This is a genomic window from Peribacillus sp. SRI_006, assembly GCF_057586375.1.
The window spans coordinates 1-16502 of sequence record NZ_JBYCZT010000033.1; the positions used below are offsets into that span (position 1 = coordinate 1).

The following is a 16502-nucleotide window of genomic DNA, read 5'->3' on the forward strand; positions in this document are numbered from 1 at the left end:
AGACCAAGTTTATTGACAGATTGATACAACCGCAAAAAATGCAGATGAATTCGAAGAAAAAGCCTTTCACCTTCAATTTTTTTGTATTAACATTTCAGTTGATTTCAGAAATCCGCTCCCTTTCCGTCGACTGTCTGCCAAGCCTCCTCGACGCAAGCGTATGTGGTGTCTCGGCTAGTCAGTTTTTCGGCAGGAGTGTCGCAAATTTCTTCAATCCTATGAGGGTTTCGTCTATAAAAAAGCAAGACAAAGTTTGTTTTAAAATTATGGTTAGGATTGAGACCATTCAAATCGCCAGACTGAAGACAATTTAAAAGAAAAGCAAGTTTTCATTTAAAAAACATTCCAGTTGATTGGAACATAAGGTACGAGACTCCTGCGGGAAAAGCGTGGCCAAGGGAGACCCCGCAGGCGAGCGCCGAGGAGGCTCCCGGACCGCCCGCGGAAAGCGAGTGCCTGGAGTGGAAATCAACGCTCAGATTTACTAACCCTCCTCCAGGGAGATACAATTACTAACAAGAATAATTCTTCATTTAATTTGATTCTTAAACAATGAACTTTTTTATGGAAAATCGGGAAAGGGCTTCGGGATGAGACCATTCCGAAACTTTGGCGAAAAAAAGCTGACATCATTTTGATGACAGCTTTTTAAATGGCGCTCAGCCATGTTCCTTGACCTTTTTCCCTTTCTTCAAATGATACACGATTGTAGTGCCGAAAATCAGTAATATAAAGACAAAAAAGATCGCAGGCGGGATTTCGATCCCTGCAACTGCCATTAACATTTTTATTGCTATGAATCCGATAAGGACATAAGCGGCAGTTTCCAATTCTGGAACCTTATCTATCAATTTTAGAAATACTCCGGCCACTCCCCGCATCATCAAGACACCAATCATTCCGCCTGTCAAAAGGACCCAGACTTTTTCACTCACTCCGAAAGCGGCCAAGACACTATCGACGGAAAATGCTATATCCATCAATTCCACTGCCGCAACCGTTCCCCATAAAGTACCAAACATTCGGATCAGTATGCTGTTTTTACTCATTCCCTGGATATCTTCGTCGATCCCAGCTTGTTTTTTTCTTTTATCCCTAAAGTATTTAAACGAGAGCCAACCAAGGTAGGCGGCTCCAATCACCTTCACCCACCAAAGCTTTATGAGGAAAACACCTATTCCAATCGCTATAAATCTAAAAGCATAAGCACCAAACAAACCGTAAAATAATGCTTTTTTCCGTTGTTTTTGAGGAAGGTGCCTGACCATCACAGCTAATACCAGTGCGTTATCCGCTGATAGCAATCCTTCCATTAAGACGAGCGTTCCGATCAACCCCCAGCTCACAGGGTCGGATAAAACCTCCACCCACATATGCCAGTCAAAAAATTGAGCATACGTTTGCACGATGTTATTTAACAACTCTGACATGATAAAGACTCCTCTGTTCCTATAACAGCAAAATTAGAAAACCTTTTAAAATAACATTGTTCCCAGTTATGATAAAAACTTTACTTTAAGTTTTAACACAAAATAAATACGTTGCAGGACAACGTATCATTCGATGCTTATTAAGTTTCATTTCATCATACTCTTCCACTTAAATAAAATCAACGAAATCCACCACTATGAGAGCTTTTGTTTACTCGTCCACTCTGGCGGCGTATTTTTATCCCAATATATTTTCCCTATATTATAATGGGTGGCAAATGAATCATGATGGGTATGATAGTGAAAATCGAACCAATGTCCTTCCAATGGGGGATTTTCCTGCCTTACATGGAATCTGATGATATCCTTGCCGCTGATTGAATCATAAATATGGAATATCTTCTCGGCCCTGCCGGCACTCGGCTGCTCAGTGATGGTCAATTGCTGTAATTTTTCATCCGGAAATTGTGCAGCCATTTCTGTAATGGCTTCTTCCATTTTTGGTAATATGACCATTTTGAATTCATCGCCAATTTTTGGATTGATCTTATCGCCAAATTTCATAAATGCGTTTTCCTCTGCCTTATTCAGGATGTCCGATAAAAATTCTTCCCGGTTGAATTCTTCCTCAATTTCAGTTGAATTCTGCGAAGGAAGATAGGCTAATCCCTCTTCTTCCACTATTCCCTTTTTAGTATCCTTTAACGAATCGGCTTCCGCTAACCACGCCAGATCTGAAGGAGTGACAAGACCAAACGTCAAAACGGATACTAAAATGACGAGACTTTTCCTGAACCAAACCGCTGCTTTCAACTCACACTCCCCCTCCTTTTTTGTATTGTCTTTATATTTAGTATACTTTTATTTTTTGGTAATTACGAATATATAGTTACCCATGTTTTAAAAATCAAAAAAAAGGATAAATACCTATATAAAGTTTAATGAACTCGAACTTTTTAATAAATATCAATAAATTTACATTTAAATGAAGGATTTTGACGATTTTTGGAGAAATTAATTAGATTCAAGTCTTTTTAAGGAGGGGTCTTATATGGCTTCGACTGCCATGGTGGCTTTATGTCTTGTTACATTAGCATTTTTCGTATATTTATCATTTGCTGATTAAGAATAAATGAATACCTACGAAAAATCTCCTTGTCATTTTTCTACAATGACAAGGTTTTCTTTTCACTCAAACATAAGCTTACTTTATTGGCAGATAAAAGGACTGAATAATGGAGGAATCATTTTGGAAAACAACAATGAGAAGATAAAAGATAAGGATTACAAAAGGGAAACTGCGAAAGGGAGCTCCGGAATGGTCGTTACAGCTCATCCTGTCGCAACTTCAATAGGGGAAAAAATATTACGTGAAGGTGGAAATGCTGTCGATGCGGCCGTCGCCATCCAATTTGCCCTAAATGTTGTTGAACCAATGATGACTGGTATCGGCGGAAGTGGTTTTCTTATGGTATATAATGCAAAAGATAAGGAAACTAAAATATACGACGGCCATGTAAGGGCACCTAAAGCCGCACATCGAGACATGTTTCTTGATGAAAAAGGGGAAGTCATCCCTTTTAAAGAGAGATCTATCAAAGCAACAGCGGTTGGCATTCCTGGAATACTGAAAGCTATGGATGAAGCACTCGCCGAAAATGGCAGCAAGCCATTGGCAGAACTTATCGAGCCATCCATTGAATTTGCTGAAAAAGGAGTTCCCGTCAATTGGGTTCTATGCGATGCTCTTAAAAACTTTGAATATCGATTGGGCGATGAAGCGCGTAAGTTCTTCATACCAAACGGAAAACCCTATCAGGATGGCGATTTGCTGATTAAAGAAAAATTGGCGAATACCTATCGGATATTACAACGTGAAGGAATTTCCGCTTTTTATGAAGGTGAAATCGGAGAGGGCATCATTTCCTGCATACAAGAACTTGGAGGGTTCATGGAGCTTTCTGATTTAAAGGGCTATAAAGCTACTATCGATGTACCAATGTATGGGACTTATAAGGATTATTTAATTGCTTCATCAAATGCGCCAAGTGCCGGCGGATTCACGGTCATTCAAATCCTGAAAATTTTGGAAAGCTTCCAAATCGAACAATATGACGCCCGTTCTTGGGAAAAATATTATTTAATCGCAGAAGCGATGCGTCTGGCATTTACTGATAAAAAAGCATTTCTCGCTGATCCCGAATTTGCCGAATTGCCATTGGCGGGCCTCATGCATGATGAGTATATAGCTAAACGCCGCTCATTCATTAATTTCAAGTCAAGAAATAATGCCATTGACTTCGGAAACCCTTGGATTTATGATTCCGTGCAACAAAGGGAAGTCATTCCGCAACCTAATGAAGAAGAGATCAGCGAAACGACGCACTTCACTGTCCGTGACAGATGGGGTAATATCGCAGCATGCACTTCTACAGTGGAACATCCATTCGGATCAGGCATCATGGTTTCCGACTATGGTTTCATGCTGAATAACGAACTGACTGATTTTGATTCCATTCCTGGCGGCATGAATGAAGTGCAGCCCAATAAACGCCCAGTCAGCTGTAAAAGCCCGACCATCATCTTTAAGGACGGCGAGCCGATCTTGACGTTAGGGTCACCAGGAGGACCAACCATCATCAGTTCAGTCGTACAAACGATCATTAATGTACTCGATTTAAAAATGGATTTGAAAGCAGCCATCGAAGAACCTAGAATTTTCACTCCGATGGGGCCTCATATTGAATGGGAGCCTGGAATGGATATGACTAGCAAAGGCCACTTGGAATCAATGGGCTTCGCCTTTAATGAAGTTCCCCACTCAATAGGGAATGTCCAAGCGATTCAAATCAACCCCGATGGCTCGAACTATGGTGCTGCCGATTCAAGCCGGGAAGGCTGTGCCATGGGTCTGGACGAAACAGATTATAAATCGTGATCACTGGATGGAAATGAAGCCAAAATGGAATTTGGATGTTTTTCTTTTTAGTACCTCAAATCCAAATTCCTCAAAGCGGGAGCTGCGGTAATGGTCTTTCAACACGACTCTATTGCGCGCAACCCGCTTGGCTTCTTTCATTATTTCAACCGATAGATCCTTACCATCCGCAAAATGAGTCAGTCCCCTGATACCATTCGATTCCTGAATCGTTTCTTCAAACATGGGATCGAAATATACGACATCAAAATGATTATCCGGCAATGTTTTCAATATTTCGTAATGGTCACCCTGCCTGACCTCTATTCTTCTCATCGCAGAAATCATTTTTTCTTCTGCATCCTCCCATGTTTTCATTCCACGGTCCACGAGCAAGGCCAAATATTGATTTCCTTCCAATCCGACAACCCGTCCATGTTCACCCACCGCGAAACTTGCGACAATCGCATCAGAGCCCAATCCCAAGGTACAATCAAGCACAGTGTTCCCTTCATTTATATCTCCGGAAATGAGAAATGGATCACTCTCTCCGCGCATTATTCTTTTTATACGGATCATCGCCAGGTTCGGATGAAAAAAGAATGGTTCTTTTTCCTGATATCGATATAACTCCATCCGCTTTTTACCAAAAACAAGGCAATCATCTTCATTATGTTCCGCTTGGATATCACTCACCGATCGTTTTCTTCTTGCTATAAAGGGGATTTGCAATTCTTCAGCTAACCTTTTGGCTAATATCATCGTTTCTTTATCGGCTCTTCCTACTGTTGTGACAAACATGAATCCTACCCCTTCATACTCTCTTAAAATTTGAAAAGAATGCCCTGTTTTACCAGGACATTCCGCTTCATCACTTATTTACTTACTGAACGCTGCCAATAAATTTTCCATGATGGCTTCCATTGGCTGTCCTTCTATATCATGGCGAGGAATGAAATGTACGACCTCTTTGCCCTTTAAAAGAGCCATGGATGGTGAAGAAGGTTCTATTCCATCGAAGTATTCGCGCATTTTAGCTGTCGCTTCCTTATCTTGGCCTGCGAATACAGTTACCAAATGATCTGGTTTATTGTCCGCTTGGAGTACGGCTTGAGTAGCAGCTGGACGGGCTAACCCGGCAGCACAGCCGCAAACTGAATTCACGACCACAAGTGTCGTACCTTCCACCGATTCCATAAAGTTTTCAACCGCTTCAGCGGATTCCAACTCATCAAAACCTGCCTGCACCAGTTCCGCACGCATTGGTTTCACCATTTGTTTCATATATTCATCATATGCCATCGACATAAAAAAACCTCCTTGGTTACAATTCTTCAATTAGTATAATGATACTATATTCTTCAGTGCATATGCAAAAATGACGCTTAAAGCTTTGTAAAATTTCATTTTTCTTCACAAAGAAACATGGTGACAGAAATCCAGTTTCCTTCTGCCACCATGTTTTAGTCTTCCCTTTAAACTTAAACTTTCATCACTCCGCCTGAGCTGGCATTCGTCACAAGTTTGGAATACCGTGCTAAATAGCCAGTCCTGACCTTTGACTCGAAGCCTTTCCAATTGGCTTTGCGTTTTTCGAATTCTTCATCGGAAATTTCCAATTGGATTTTACGATTATTCAAATCCAATTCGATGATATCTCCATCTTCAACAAAGGCGATCGGGCCTCCCTCAGCTGCTTCGGGGGAAATATGACCAATGCTGATGCCTCGCGATGCTCCTGAAAAGCGGCCATCAGTGATCAAACCGACTTTCGCTCCAAGTCCCCTCCCGACGATTTGGGAAGTGGGTGCCAACATTTCCGGCATTCCCGGCCCACCTTTAGGCCCTTCGTAACGAATGACCACTACATCCCCTTCTTTAACCTTTCCGGTAATGATTCCGGAAAGTGCATCTTCCTGGGAATCGAAACAAATGGCCGGACCCCTGTGATAGCCACCAACTGATGCGTCAACGGCGCCCACTTTTACGATGGAGCCTTGAGGAGCAAGGTTACCGAACAATACCGCAAGCCCGCCACGCTCAGAATGCGGATTATCCAATGGATGGATTACATCCTTGTCCAATATTTCACAACCGGCAACATTTTCGCGGAGCGTCTTACCTGAGACAGAAAGGCAATCTCCATTAAACGCACCTGGTTTTTTGAGCAACTCATTAATGACGGCACTTACACCACCGGCATTATGTACATCTTCAATATGGTAATCTGATGCCGGTGCAATTTTCGCTAGATGCGGTACGCGGTTAGCTATTTCATTTATGCGTTCCATCGGATATTCAAAACCTGCTTCATGTGCCAATGCAAGCGTATGAAGCACGGTGTTCGTCGAACCGCCCATCGCCATATCCAAGGCAAATGCGTTATCAATTGCATCAATCGTCACGATATCACGAGGCTTGATATCCTGTTTGATTATCTCCATCAACTGTTTAGCGGATTTCTTAACGAATTCCTTACGTTCTTCGGCTACCGCCAAAATCGTTCCATTTCCCGGCAGCGCAAGTCCCAATCCTTCAGCCAGGCAGTTCATGGAGTTTGCTGTGAACATTCCTGAACAAGAACCGCAAGTAGGGCATGCAACTTGCTCGATCTCCTGCAAATCCTCTTCATTGATATTACCTGCTTGATAAGCACCCACCCCTTCAAAAACGGATGTTAATGAAAGAGATTTACCATTTTTATCTTTACCTGCTTTCATGGGTCCGCCGCTTACGAATATTGTAGGAATATTGACACGAAGTGCTCCCATCATCATTCCCGGCGTTATCTTGTCACAGTTTGGAATGCACACCATACCGTCAAACCAATGTGCAGATACAACAGTTTCCACGGAATCTGCGATGATTTCACGGCTTGGCAAGGAATAGCGCATACCAATATGACCCATTGCAATTCCATCGTCTACCCCGATCGTATTAAATTCGAAAGGAACACCGCCCGCTTCGCGAATCGCTTCCTTCACAATTTTTCCGAATTCCTGAAGGTGGACATGACCTGGAACGATATCGATGTATGAATTACAAACCGCGATGAACGGTTTACCGAAATCTTCTTCTTTAACCCCTGCTGCCCGCAACAGACTTCTATGTGGAGCTCGATCGACCCCTTTTGTAATCATGTCACTTCTCATATTTGATGTAGACATTTGTTGTACCCCCAATTTCCGCTAAATGTTTAATGATTCAGAATAATATAATTTTTAGTATACTCTAAAAATTCTAACATATTTATAGACAAATGCAACCATTCTTCACTAAATATCTACAAAAATCATTTTACTAAAATAATAGGGATTAAATTAATAGATTCGACCTCAGGGTAACCATTTCAAACGATTGGAAATGATTTTAAAAAAAGGCTGTTTTCGCATACTTTGTTGCTATTTACGAAGTAGTGCAGTGTGGTTGATTTCCCCTCCAGGTGCTCGCTTTCCGCGGGGCGGGCGGTGAGCCTCCTCGGCGTAAACGCTTGTGGGGTCTCACCTGTCCCGCTGCTCCCGCAGGAGTCTCGCACTTCCGCTCCAATCAACCAAAAATAGTTTCGTTTTAAAAACAACAATCTTTACGAAAAGAGCCTAAAAAAATAATAAGGCATACGGAATATATCAGCCGCATGCCTTTTTCCTGGGTCATTTCAAATCACTTGTCATTCGCTTGTCTTGATTCTGTCATTTGCTTCCAAACCGATCCTTTTGCTTCTTCGCCATTTTCTATACGGTCTATGGCCATCTTGACCTGCAGGGCAACTTCGAATTCAGGATCCTGTTCCGCTTGTTTAAGATAAGGGAGGGTCGTTTCATTTCCCACTTCGTATAAAAACATCGCGGCCCGCCATCTAACCAATTTATTTTTATCCGAAAGTGATTGAGACATTTCTCCCATCGCTTCTTCAAAGCCAAGATCTGATAAACAATCACCAGCAGTACGTCTTACGGCCGCGCTTTTATCTTTCAAGGCTTTATACAAGCTCGGAAGCACTTTTCTATCTTCAATCATACCCAAGTATACTACCGCGAGCCTTCGAATGGAGACTTTACTGTCGGAGAGTGCCATATCCAATACTGGAATATCATCAACCGTAGGATCTTCCATTTGTTCTAAAGCCTGATAACGCTTTTCCCAACTTTCATCATTCAGCATTTCTGCAGTCAGTTTAATTTTTGGACGTTTCAAAATTGCTTCCTTCGTATCGGCCATTTCTTGTGCAGCTGCAACTAGCCGATTAATTCGATCTTCCGGATAAGCTGCGATCAGTTCATCCGATACTTCCTTCACGATATCTTCCATATCACCATATCTTACGCCATAATCCTTCCATTTTCGAAGCAGGACTACATTATCATCTTCTTTTTGGGCAGCGGCAATGCCCTTTATGAAATATTCCGGTAAGGCAAAACGTTTTTCGTGTTGACTATCACTTGCTTTAATTTGCATCGGAATGCCCTTGAATTGTTGAATGGCAACAGTTACTTCACCGTAATGTTCATTTAATGCCCCTTGTTGATTTTTTTCCTCGGTTTTTTCTCCAAAGACCTGACGGATTTGGACCAAGATATCTTTCCAATCATATTTCGCGTTTCGCTCAACGGCTAAGAAGTCCGCAACATGATATACCCCTTTCACTCCCTCGATCGTAAATAAATCCCTTATCAGCTTGGGTGCCTGGTCAGCTTGATCTTTCTTATAATTATTGCTTTTACCAGCTAATAGCTCTTCTGTTAAATTGATTTTCATTGTATTCGGACTTGGTGTAGGTTCTATCGACTTTATTTTCAATGCATTTCTCTCCTTTTACAAGACGTTTCCATGTACTTGATATTATCACATCGCAAACAGATTCTCATGCAATTGAGATTGGCAAAAAAAAGACTGATCCAAGTTTACATCCTTGGACCAGTCACCACGCTCATTCTTCTTCCAATTTTTCCGCTAAATACGCCCATCTTTCCATCAAATGGTCTAATTTATCCGTTAGTTCCTTTTCTTCTTCAAGAAGCAGGCGGACTTTTTCAAAATCGCTTCCCGCTGCTGACATTTCTGATGTTATGTCTTTCAAGCGCAGCTCGGCCCGCTCCATGTTCCCTTCTATCTCTTCCCATTCCTTACTTTCCGCATAGGTCAGTTTTTTCTTTTTCTTTTCTGTCCGGTTCATCTGTGGCTCTGGTGCTTTTACTGGCACAGCCTCTTCCGTCTTGTCTTCCAAGAACTCTGAATATGAGCCGTAATAAAAGTCAATGTCACCTTTATTCTTGAAAACAAGAAGCTGGTGGCACGTTTTATCCAAGAAATACCTATCATGTGAGACAGTAATGACTACACCTGAAAATGTTTCTAAATAATCCTCAAGAACGGTCAAGGTTTGCGTGTCCAAATCATTCGTCGGTTCATCCAAAAGCAGGACATTAGGTGCCGACATCAATATGTTAAGGAGATATAATCGCCTTTTCTCCCCACCGGACAGCTTACGAATTGGTGTCCCATGCGATCCCATTGGAAATAAGAACCTTTCAAGCATCTGCGCAGCCGATATGAAACTACCATCTTTAAGGGCGATTGAATCCGCCGTTTCCCGAATATACTCTATCATGCGCAAATTCTCATCCATATCGACGCTTTCTTGCGTATAGTACCCTATTTTCACGGTTTGCCCTTTTTCCAGGTTTCCTTCATCTATGGATTCCCTACCTGCCAGGATATTCAACAAGGTTGACTTTCCGCTGCCATTATTACCGACGATCCCAATTCGATCACCTGGTTTGAAGAGGAAGGAAAAATGGTTGATGATGGTTCGATCACCGAAGGATTTAGATACATCCTGCATCTCAAGTACTTTTTTCCCAAGACGGGCACCGCTTAATTCCATTTCCAGGTTCTCGGTTTTCTGCTTATCCTTTACACCTGATTCCAATGTTTCGAAGCGTTGGATCCTGGCCTTTTGTTTCGTTGTCCGGGCCTTTGCACCCTTACGGATCCAGGCCAGTTCTTTTTTGAATAGACTTTCCTTTTTCGTTCTTTCAGCCGATTCATTCTCTTCACGAATGGCCTTTGATTCTAAATAATCCGCATAGTTTCCTTTGTATTCGAAAAGCTGGGTCTGGGCGATTTCCCAAATCTTATTGGACACACGATCAAGGAAATATCGATCATGGGTTACAAATAAAACGGATTTTTGATATTTACCTAAATATTCTTCAAGCCAAGTGATGCTTTCAAAATCGAGATGGTTCGTAGGCTCATCCAAAATCAATAAATCAGGGGTCTCAATCAAGGTTTTTGCCAGGGCCGCACGTTTTTTTTGGCCGCCTGACAGTTCCCCCAGTCTCCTTGAATGATCAGGAAGTCCAAGCTTGGTCAGTATCGTTCTGGCATTGGCACTTGTATCCCAGGCGCCTAGCGTGTCCATATCCTGCTGCTGTTTTAACAAACGATCCTGTATTGCGCTATTCTGCGGGTCCACTTGAAGTTCAATGAGCGTCTTTTCATACTCTTTAATCAACGAAAATACAGGAGTTGAACTTTCATACATATATTCCATGATCGTCAATTTCTCATCAAAATGCGGATCTTGGGACAGATAGGAAATCGTATAATCATTCGGATGATCCTTCGTTCCTAAATCACTGTCTTCCAGCCCTGCGATGATATTCAATAATGTCGATTTACCGGTACCGTTTATCCCAACGATCCCGATTTTTTCCCCTTCGGTAATGGAAAAAGAAACATCTTTAAAAAGCAGCTTTTCCCCTTGGGTTTTCATTACATGTTCCATGCTAAAAACTTTCATAATCGTACATCCCATTCCTTTTTAAATTCCTCTAAAAATCCTACCATATATTCATGTCTATCACTAGCAATCTTCTTGGCTGTACAAGTATTAAGCATGTCTTGCAAGCGCAATAATTTTTCATGAAAGTGATGAATGGAAGAGCTTTTTCCATTCCTGTATTCCTTCTTGGTCATGTTTTCCCTAATGGGCAATGAAGGATCATACATAAGCTGTCCCTTCTTTCCGCCAAATGCAAATGTCCTGGCTATGCCAATGGCACCAATTGCATCCAAGCGGTCCGCATCCTGAACAATTTCAGCCTCTATCGAAGGTAGCCTCATCTGCCCTGCACTAAATGAAATTGTATTGATGATCTGTTTGATGGCATCAACACTATCAATATCCAACTTTATTTCATCAAACCAAGCATCAAGCTTTTTCCAGCCCCCATCGGCTTCCTGGTTTAGTTTATCATCAGGGATATCATGAAGCAGAGCCGCCATTTCAATGATGAACTCATTTCCTACTCGTTCTTCTCTTGCAATATGTAAAGCCAGCTTACGAACACGATCGATATGGAACCAATCATGGCCGCTGGCATCAGAATTCAATTGGTCATATACATACTTCTCCGTTAACTCAATCATCGTTTGTTTCATTTCACCACTCCATGTCCTTTCTATTTTACCATGGTTCTCAATAATGGTGTGCTTTAATCTTCATTGAACCAACTGAGCCCAATCGTCTGTTCACCGGTATGCACCCCGATGGCGCTCCCCAGTGGGGATACATGGATCAACACATGAGGGAATTCTTCGGAAATCATCTTTTTCCATTTTTGTGCCTGCTCCGACACTCCACCATATAATATGGTGCATTCCTTTACTGTTCCCGCTTCGACTGATCTGCGAAAATCAGTGAAGATCTGTTTTTCCGCTTTTTTAATGTTCCGAGGTTTAGATTTAGTATGGAGCACACCATTTTCAATTGAAATGATGGGTTTAAAGCTCAATAGGCTTCCTAGAATATACTGTGCGTTTGTTAACCTGCCGCTCCGATGCAGCTGATCTAAAGAGCCTATCATTACATAGGTCTCATGGTTATCCGCATACATTCTCGTTTTGACGAATGCTTCATTGATGGAATCGCCATTTTCAATATAATGCATGAGCCGTTTCAAGATTAATAGCATTGGAAAGGAAATAAGTAAAGTATCAAAAACGTCAACAGGGATCGTGACCATTTGTGCAGCTTGCCTGCTCGCAGAAACCGTCCCGCTCAATTCACTGGAAAGATGTACGGCTATGATTCGATCATAGCGTTTTTCAAGCTCCTTATATAATTCCTGGAATCGGCCGACCGAGGGCTGTGACGTGGTTGCCGTGATTTTTTCCTCACTCATCCGCCGGTATAATTCCTCAGGTAATAGGTCGACGCCATCTTCATATTCCTTCCCATCGATGATGACGACCATCGGAACGATGTATACATGTTCATTCAATGATAATTCTTCATCTAAAGTTCCCGTACTATCTGTTACCCATGCAATTCGTTCCATGGTTTCCCCCCTCATTTGTGTCTTCTATTATATTCAATATCCCAACCATCTGTCCCCTTTTAAAAACGGATGCATGCAATAAATATCTCACCTCAAGAAAAGAGCCCAACAGAAACTTTCCGTTGGACTCGATTTCATAGTTCATATTAATTTTTTTATATCTTCTTCCATTTCCAGAGGTTTTGTTTTAGGTGCAAACCGGCTGACGATATTTCCATTACGATCAATCAAGAACTTTGTAAAATTCCATTTTATCGATTTGGACCCCATCACCCCAGGAGCATTTTCAGTCAGATAGCTGAATAAGGGGTGGGCTTCCTTGCCTTTGACATTCACTTTTGCAAACATCGGGAAGGTTACACCATGATTCAATTTGCAATATGAATCGATTTCCAGATCATCACCAGGCTCCTGATTCAAAAACTGATTACACGGAAAACCAAGCACGACTACCCCATCCTCTTTATATTGCACATACAGACTTTGCAAATCATCATACTGTGGCGAAAAACCGCATTTGCTTGCGGTATTCACTATAATCATCACTTTCCCTTTATATTCCTCAAGCGAGATGGTATCGCCATTGATTTTATTAACTTCAAATTCGTAAATGGACATGAATGATCTCTCCCTTTAGTATGATGATTCATTTTACCGTATTTAAAGGTAGGTTTACCAACTTTAATCCTTTTCCTATCATCCAGGAATCTTCACTGCTTGAATGGATTGAATCAAATACTCTACCATGTCTTCCAAATCATCCATTTGCTCCTCTCTTACAAGCCTTCCAAATGAAATTTTATATATAGAAGAAGTAATGGGTTGCATTTTTTTACTGACCGTTTCGCTGGTCGTCACTGAAATGATTCTCTGATCTCCCCAGATTTTTTCCAGGTCACTAAACAATTGTTCAGCATTCACTTCATCAAGCTTTTTAGGAAAAGAAATGAATATATTGACCGTGCATCCTGAATGCGTATCATCAATAGTTGCATCGAGTAACTCCGAACTTAGGTTATGTAGGGAAGCGTGTAACTCAATGGCACCGCTAATGGAAATGGGCGCGTTTGGGTTTTTCAATTCCATATCGATCTTATATGTTCTGGACATGGTTGAGAGATTCACTATATCATCACGGTTTATGACCAATATATCCCCAATGAAGTCACGATCGTAAACCGCTCCTTCCAATACCACTTTCATGTTTTCAAATGCTGTAGGATCAAACAATCTCCAAACACCTCTCCAACTTCATAGTTAATGTATTCCGATCTTCCCATTTTACCATTCCCAGGCCATTTCCTTCGGGATTTACAAGAAATTATTAAAATAGCTTTTCTATTCAATAATTTTCTATATAATTAAAATATTATGATTTTTGAAGAAGGAGGCTAATCATGCCAATTAGAATTCCGGAACAACTGCCAGCAAGGGAAATTTTAGAACAGGAAAATATCTTCGTAATGGATGAGCAAAGAGCTACCAATCAGGAAATCCGTCCATTGAATATATTAATTTTAAACCTAATGCCAGAAAAAGAAAAAACGGAGGCCCAGTTATTGCGCTTTCTTGGCAATACTCCCATTCAAGTAAATATATCATTCCTGCGCTTAAGTACACATGAATCAAAGAACACAAGTAAATTTCATTTAGATCAGTTTTATAAATCATTTAATGATATTCGCACAAAGAAATATGACGGCTTGATCATTACAGGCGCTCCAGTGGAAAAGCTGGAGTTTTCAGACGTTAATTATTGGGAAGAACTGCAGAGCATCATGAACTGGTCAAGTGAAAATGTCACTTCCACCCTACATATCTGTTGGGGGGCACAAGCTGCACTGTACCATCATTATGGAATAGGCAAATACGAACTTCCAGAGAAATGCTTTGGGGTATACACTCATGAGGTTCTTGAACCGAATGAAAATCTAGTCCGCGGATTCGATGATTATTTTATGGCCCCTCATTCACGCTATACGGATATTGACTATCAAAAATTAGTTAACCATCCTGAATTGAAGGTTCTCGCACAGTCCGATCAAGCTGGTGTATTGATGGCTGCTTCAGTTGATGGAAAAAGAATTATGGTTACCGGCCATTTCGAGTATGATGCCGATACCCTTGGTGAAGAATACAAGCGCGATAGGGAACGCGGGATCAATACGCAACTCCCTGAAAATTACTTTCCTGATAACGATCCGACCAGGATACCTCTTCACCGCTGGAAGAGCCATTGCAGCCTGATGTTCTCGAATTGGCTGAATTATTATGTCTACCAATCAACCCCTTATGAGTGGGATTGAAAGGGTAAGAAAAAAGAAGCTTTCACTTTGAAATGAATCGCTTTTTTATGGCAGACACATCCGATCATCATGGGAAACAACCTGAGTAGCTGACTCAGGTTGTTTGTTTCATGATTCCTTATTACCGAAATATACCTCTTCAAAAGGTTGGACAACCACAAATCCTTTTCCTTCGAATTTCATTTGAACGGATTCGCCGCTTCCCCTTCCAAAAAACGACTTCAAAGAAACATCCGTTACGAATTCAGGCTGCAATTCCCCTGACCAAGCTACTGTGGCATTCGGGTCCGTATAAACCGGATTCCCAGGTTCCACCATTAAAGTAAGAGGCTCATAATGGGAAGTGAATGCAACCATGCCTCTCCCTTCGAGCCTTACGTTGAACAATCCGCCCGCCAATAACCCGGCAATGCGCCGCATCATTTTTATATCCCATGAAATCCCCGGCTCAAATGCGAGTAAATCATTTCCGTTAACACAGATCGATTCACCATTTAACTGTAAAATGGAAATCTTCTTCCCTTGATCCGCGACGTATAGCTTGCCGCTTCCGGTCGCTTTCATCAGGGATGCACCCTCACCCGTTAAGGCTTTTTTAAAGAGTTTACCAAAACCATGCTCCAAAATACCTTCCCGCTCGAATTTAATTTGGCCGCGATAAGAAACCATCGTTCCCATTTTTGCCCAAATCTGCTTTTCCAAATTAATCTCCAGGATTCGTTCCGTTTCAAGTTCAAATAAACCTTGCCCTTTATCCTGCTGTTTCGTCTTTTCAACGAATTGATCGATTTGATACTTCTCCATCACTGCCCCACCTCTTTTTGCAGGAGGAAAAGCCACATGAACGATACAGCTTGCTTTAATTCCTTTGAAAAATGTCCGAGCTTTGTATAGTCCACCCCTCTCTTTGCTACGCCGGTATCAGCCACTGCCTTCCATCCCGTTTCTAAAGCCATTTTTTCAAATTCCCACGGCTGCATGGTATTCATGATGACTTCATCTCCCAATAACCGGTGGAAGCTGAATTTTTTTCGCGGCTCAGCTGTTGGACCAAGTATTCCAAAACAGACATAACCTCCAGGCTTTATTACCCGTTGGATTTCCTTCATCACCGTTAATGGTTCACCCGTATATTCCAAAGAATTAATGACCATTGCTGCATCCATTTCTTCATCTTTGAATGGAAGATTATAAAAATCTCCTTGCAGGAAAGAAAGTCCTGGTTGTTGAGCGGTTTTCCCCTTTGCAAATTCAATCATCACATTGGATAAATCAACTCCAGTTACTTCATATCCCGCTTCGGCCAATTTCAAGGAACCAACTCCATCTCCACAGCCTATGTCAGCCACCTTCAATCCCGAAGGCACATATTCAGAAAAGAAGGGAATGATGTTTTTCCGACTCCCCGTTTCCCACATTTCTTGCGAATTCTTCACCCACATAGGTGCAAAAACATCCCATTCCTTTTCCGACTCTTTATGCCATGTATGTATATTCATAAGAA

Annotated in this window: 16 protein-coding genes; 3 read left to right on the top strand and 13 right to left on the bottom strand. The window is 41.6% G+C overall.

The window, feature by feature from the left end; all coding sequences use genetic code 11:
• A partial coding sequence (locus AC2YHV_RS27235; RefSeq protein ID WP_487374571.1) for a hypothetical protein occupies positions 1-314 on the top strand: 314 nt, incomplete at its 5' end.
• Positions 315-659: 345 nt separating this feature from the next.
• Here AC2YHV_RS27235 and AC2YHV_RS27240 read toward each other — a convergent pair.
• Positions 660-1430 carry a TerC family protein gene (locus AC2YHV_RS27240; RefSeq protein WP_057277316.1) on the bottom strand — a complete coding sequence of 257 codons (771 nt, stop codon included), beginning with the start codon at positions 1428-1430 and terminating at the stop codon, positions 660-662.
• 195 nt (positions 1431-1625) lie between these two features.
• Positions 1626-2243, bottom strand: a complete 618-nt coding sequence (locus AC2YHV_RS27245) for a YpjP family protein (RefSeq protein ID WP_098864250.1) — start codon at positions 2241-2243, stop codon at positions 1626-1628.
• Between the two features lie 436 nt (positions 2244-2679).
• On the opposite strand from AC2YHV_RS27245, the gene ggt reads away from it, so the two are divergent.
• Entirely contained in the window at positions 2680-4368 is a 1689-nt protein-coding gene (gene ggt / locus AC2YHV_RS27250) for a gamma-glutamyltransferase (RefSeq protein WP_240520744.1), read from the top strand.
• Here the strand turns inward: ggt and AC2YHV_RS27255 are convergent, their stop codons facing one another.
• From AC2YHV_RS27255 to AC2YHV_RS27295, 9 genes are all read right to left on the bottom strand, one after another.
• Positions 4369-5148 (bottom strand): class I SAM-dependent methyltransferase, encoded by a 780-nt coding sequence (locus tag AC2YHV_RS27255; protein WP_487374572.1) that lies wholly within the window; start codon positions 5146-5148, stop codon positions 4369-4371.
• 78 nt (positions 5149-5226) lie between these two features.
• Entirely contained in the window at positions 5227-5655 is a 429-nt protein-coding gene (locus tag AC2YHV_RS27260; protein ID WP_057277313.1) for a BrxA/BrxB family bacilliredoxin, read from the bottom strand.
• A 173-nt stretch (positions 5656-5828) separates the two neighbouring features.
• The gene (gene ilvD / locus AC2YHV_RS27265) at positions 5829-7499 is read right to left on the bottom strand and encodes a dihydroxy-acid dehydratase (RefSeq protein WP_034311212.1); all 1671 of its coding nucleotides are present in this window, start codon (positions 7497-7499) and stop codon (positions 5829-5831) included.
• A 508-nt stretch (positions 7500-8007) separates the two neighbouring features.
• Positions 8008-9144: a conserved virulence factor C family protein gene (locus tag AC2YHV_RS27270; RefSeq protein ID WP_187049646.1), complete on the bottom strand. Its 1137-nt coding sequence runs from the start codon at positions 9142-9144 to the stop codon at positions 8008-8010.
• Between the two features lie 130 nt (positions 9145-9274).
• On the bottom strand, positions 9275-11152 hold the full coding sequence (locus AC2YHV_RS27275) for an ABC-F family ATP-binding cassette domain-containing protein (protein ID WP_063575863.1): 1878 nt from the start codon (positions 11150-11152) through the stop codon (positions 9275-9277).
• Complete coding sequence (locus AC2YHV_RS27280) at positions 11149-11793, bottom strand: HD domain-containing protein (protein WP_487374573.1); 645 nt, start codon at positions 11791-11793, stop codon at positions 11149-11151. Before AC2YHV_RS27280 ends, AC2YHV_RS27275 begins: the two co-directional genes overlap by 4 nt.
• A 53-nt stretch (positions 11794-11846) precedes the next feature.
• Positions 11847-12692 (bottom strand): DegV family protein, encoded by an 846-nt coding sequence (locus AC2YHV_RS27285; RefSeq protein ID WP_145504779.1) that lies wholly within the window; start codon positions 12690-12692, stop codon positions 11847-11849.
• A gap of 141 nt (positions 12693-12833) precedes the next feature.
• The gene (locus AC2YHV_RS27290) at positions 12834-13310 is read right to left on the bottom strand and encodes a glutathione peroxidase (RefSeq protein ID WP_268564077.1); all 477 of its coding nucleotides are present in this window, start codon (positions 13308-13310) and stop codon (positions 12834-12836) included.
• 78 nt (positions 13311-13388) lie between these two features.
• Positions 13389-13922, bottom strand: a complete 534-nt coding sequence (locus tag AC2YHV_RS27295; protein ID WP_487374574.1) for a hypothetical protein — start codon at positions 13920-13922, stop codon at positions 13389-13391.
• 167 nt (positions 13923-14089) lie between these two features.
• Here AC2YHV_RS27295 and metA point away from each other — a divergent pair, with 167 nt between their 5' ends.
• A complete protein-coding gene (metA, locus tag AC2YHV_RS27300) occupies positions 14090-14998 on the top strand; it encodes a homoserine O-acetyltransferase MetA (protein ID WP_057277307.1) in 909 nt (302 codons plus the stop codon).
• A gap of 108 nt (positions 14999-15106) precedes the next feature.
• Here metA and AC2YHV_RS27305 read toward each other — a convergent pair whose 3' ends face one another.
• Both AC2YHV_RS27305 and AC2YHV_RS27310 read right to left on the bottom strand, forming a co-directional pair.
• Positions 15107-15802: an AIM24 family protein gene (locus tag AC2YHV_RS27305; RefSeq protein ID WP_034307590.1), complete on the bottom strand. Its 696-nt coding sequence runs from the start codon at positions 15800-15802 to the stop codon at positions 15107-15109.
• Positions 15802-16497 carry a class I SAM-dependent methyltransferase gene (locus tag AC2YHV_RS27310; protein ID WP_487374575.1) on the bottom strand — a complete coding sequence of 232 codons (696 nt, stop codon included), beginning with the start codon at positions 16495-16497 and terminating at the stop codon, positions 15802-15804. Before AC2YHV_RS27310 ends, AC2YHV_RS27305 begins: the two co-directional genes overlap by 1 nt.
• Positions 16498-16502: the final 5 nt, after the last annotated feature.

Bases quoted from the DNA above. Each gene is read 5' to 3' on its own strand.
- AC2YHV_RS27240 (WP_057277316.1), bottom strand. From the start codon at position 1,430: ATGTCAGAGTTGTTAAATAACATCGTGCAAACGTATGCTCAATTTTTT.
- AC2YHV_RS27255 (WP_487374572.1), bottom strand. From the start codon at position 5,148: ATGTTTGTCACAACAGTAGGAAGAGCCGATAAAGAAACGATGATATTA.
- AC2YHV_RS27260 (WP_057277313.1), bottom strand. From the start codon at position 5,655: ATGTCGATGGCATATGATGAATATATGAAACAAATGGTGAAACCAATG.
- ilvD (WP_034311212.1), bottom strand. From the start codon at position 7,499: ATGAGAAGTGACATGATTACAAAAGGGGTCGATCGAGCTCCACATAGA.
- AC2YHV_RS27275 (WP_063575863.1), bottom strand. From the start codon at position 11,152: ATGAAAGTTTTTAGCATGGAACATGTAATGAAAACCCAAGGGGAAAAG.
- AC2YHV_RS27280 (WP_487374573.1), bottom strand. From the start codon at position 11,793: ATGAAACAAACGATGATTGAGTTAACGGAGAAGTATGTATATGACCAA.
- AC2YHV_RS27285 (WP_145504779.1), bottom strand. From the start codon at position 12,692: ATGGAACGAATTGCATGGGTAACAGATAGTACGGGAACTTTAGATGAA.
- AC2YHV_RS27290 (WP_268564077.1), bottom strand. From the start codon at position 13,310: ATGTCCATTTACGAATTTGAAGTTAATAAAATCAATGGCGATACCATC.
- metA (WP_057277307.1), top strand. From the start codon at position 14,090: ATGCCAATTAGAATTCCGGAACAACTGCCAGCAAGGGAAATTTTAGAA.
- AC2YHV_RS27305 (WP_034307590.1), bottom strand. From the start codon at position 15,802: ATGGAGAAGTATCAAATCGATCAATTCGTTGAAAAGACGAAACAGCAG.
- AC2YHV_RS27310 (WP_487374575.1), bottom strand. From the start codon at position 16,497: ATGAATATACATACATGGCATAAAGAGTCGGAAAAGGAATGGGATGTT.